The 2,636-nt window shown below is 43.3% G+C and carries 3 protein-coding genes; all 3 read right to left on the reverse strand.

Going from position 1 to position 2,636, the window contains the following annotated elements; translation table 11 throughout:
* Position 1: 1 nt before the first annotated feature.
* Positions 2-1,660 carry a GMC family oxidoreductase gene (locus tag K0A91_RS10775; RefSeq protein WP_295010190.1) on the reverse strand — a complete coding sequence of 553 codons (1,659 nt, stop codon included), beginning with the start codon at positions 1,658-1,660 and terminating at the stop codon, positions 2-4.
* Positions 1,657-2,148, reverse strand: coding sequence for a gluconate 2-dehydrogenase subunit 3 family protein (locus K0A91_RS10780; protein ID WP_295010191.1), 492 nt, complete (start codon positions 2,146-2,148; stop codon positions 1,657-1,659). The genes K0A91_RS10775 and K0A91_RS10780 overlap by 4 nt, the downstream gene beginning before the upstream one ends.
* Positions 2,149-2,154: 6 nt before the next feature.
* The coding region (locus tag K0A91_RS10785) for a glutamate synthase-related protein (protein ID WP_295010192.1) at positions 2,155-2,636 on the reverse strand (482 nt) is incomplete at its 5' end.

The following is a 2,636-nucleotide window of genomic DNA, read 5'->3' on the forward strand; positions in this document are numbered from 1 at the left end:
CTCAAGGCTCCAATCTTTTGCGTATAATATCTGCTACACGAAAAGCGTTCGCATAGATAGTCCATGTATAAGGCACGCTTCCTCCAGTGGGCATAAAACTCGCATCTGTTACATAAAGGTTCTCTAGCGCATGCGCTTTGCAGTTTTTATCAAGCACTGACGTTTGAGGATTCTCTCCAAATCTGCAGCCGCCTGCCACAAGATTTGGCGGAGGGGCAGATGAGATAGAGTAACTTATCTCAGAGGCTCCCATTTTTTCTAACACCTGCACCGCTTTTTTTGCCAAGTCATTGCCGACTTCTCTATCACGAGGATGGCTGTAGAGATTTATCGCGCCCACGGGGATGCCGTACTTATCTCTCACACCCTCTTCAATACCTACAAAACACTCATCCGTAGGAAGCCAGTCATTAAAAACTTCAAAATTCAAAACTCTTGAAGTCGTAAGCTCTTTATGAATTTTTTGCTCAAGAGCCTTACCCCAAAGAATCTTTCCCCCTTTATCATAAAAAGCTCTTTTTATGCGGGGAACCAAATTTTGATGCTCAAACAGAAAGTCTATAGTTCCGCCTTTTATTTTTTTACCGCTCTTTTTATACTCATACCACCGCTGCAGTGAGCGGTTGAAGAAAAGACCGACCTCCATAAGCTCTTTTTGCTGCTCATGAGTAAGCGTTTCAAAACGAAATCGCCCTTCCCCTGCTCCTCCGCCTGAGAAAATAAGGTTTTTTCCTACTTGATGATTGTTGTTTGCCAAACCATAAGGAAAAAAGCTATTTTTTGAGTTTAAGAGCAAACGTGAACTCTCTATGGCTTGTGCGGCTAAAACAAAGATTTTAGCACTCACTTCGTGCGTCTTCATGTCGCTATCATAGTAGTGTGCTTTTGTAACCTTTGTCGCATCGCTCTCAAGTTTATATACAAACGCTTCGGTAATAACGCTTGCATCACACTTTTGAAGAAGTGCTGCTCTTGCACTCCCTTTTGCACCCGTGGCACATCCGTAACTCCCGCAAAAGTTTGAGTAAGAGCATCCGTTTCGCTTCAGTGCCGCATGTGGAATTATTGCCCGCGGAGTCGGAATACTCTCAAGGTTAAGAGATTTACATGCCGAGTCAAACCACTTTGTCACTCCGTTTTCTTCAAGTTTTACATAAGGAAAACGAGAGGTACTTCTGGGCTCCAAAAAAGAGTGTGTAGCCACTTCTCCGCTAACACCCACTATGCGCTCAACTTTTTCATAGTATGGCTCCAGCTCCTCATAAGAGAGAGGCCAATCAGCCACATTTGCGCCCTCTATCTCTCCAAAAGTCGAGAGAAGCTTAAAGTCATTTGGCTTCATACGGTGAAAATAACCGCTCATAAGGTTTGATGATCCTCCCACCATAGAGCCGTTCCAAAAACTCCATTGATGCTCGCTTCCTAGATATCTTCTGCGCTCTTTGCGCTCGTCTAGCTCATAGATAACATGTTGCTCATCTTTAAGGTCGGGAGTAAAAAGCTCGCGCCGCGAAACCGCCAGCTCATCTTTGTTAAAATCTTCTTCTTTGTACTCTTTTCCTTTTTCAAGCACAACTACACTAAAACCTGCACGACTCAGCTCATAAGCGACAGGTGAGCCGCCTGCACCGCTCCCGATGATGCAGACATCATACATCATAGATACGCTCTTTTTGGATGCGGTAAACCCGCATTAAATCCAAGCCACTTTTGCGCCGCATCTTTTTTGTTTACACCGTAAACTGCGTCACTGCGAAGAGCTTCCATACTGTAGGTCAAAAGAGCCTCTATCCATGACTCGCCCCATCCATACTCTGAAATCTCCTGCAACACCTCTTCTCTTTTTTGTGTTGAAAGATTATAGTAAAGTTTGCCGTGAAGCTTTAGGGACTCCTCATGAAGCCACTGAACACCGTTGCGAAGAAACTCTTTGTGTGAAGCAGTGATTCTTGAGTGGTCTAAAATAAGTAGCATGTAAGAAGCGGTATCGACATCCAACTCTTTTGCTTTTGGAAAAAGATCTTCTTGAACAAGTGTAAGAGTTTTTAAAGGCTCCGCCGCTCCATATAAAGAGGAGTTGTAAAATAGTAAAACGGCTCCGCCTAAAAAGGTTTGTTTGAAAAAATTTCTGCGTGTGTTTAAAATCATACTTTATTATACTAACATTTCTTCAAAATAGTTATCTACATTCATGTACGTTTTTCCCGCATGGTCCTTAAAAATAAGATGTGACTTATTGAGCTTAGATATATGATCTACTCCCATAACCGCCAAAAGCTGCCGCATTCCATGCAACATTTGGGCATGGTAAGAGGCGACATTTCTTGCTTTTTGCTCCACCAAAAAAGAGGCTCTCTTCTTTTTATCTTGCGTTGCAAGTCCGACGGGACAGTGTCGTCCATGTGCACCTGAACATTCACGTGCGCGAATACATCCTGCACTCATCATAAAGGCTCTGGCAATTCCTACATAATCCGCACCGATGCCAAAAAGAACGATGGCATCATCAGGAGTAAGCACTTTTTCACTCGCAATAAGTTTAACTTTTTCTCGTACACCTGCTTCTTTGAGCGCCATATCTGCTATATAGAGTGCTTTTGCTATTACCATTCCGACCGTCATCATCATCTCCAGAG

The sequence above is a fragment of the Sulfurimonas sp. genome, assembly GCF_019429335.1.
Lineage (GTDB): Bacteria > Campylobacterota > Campylobacteria > Campylobacterales > Sulfurimonadaceae > Sulfurimonas.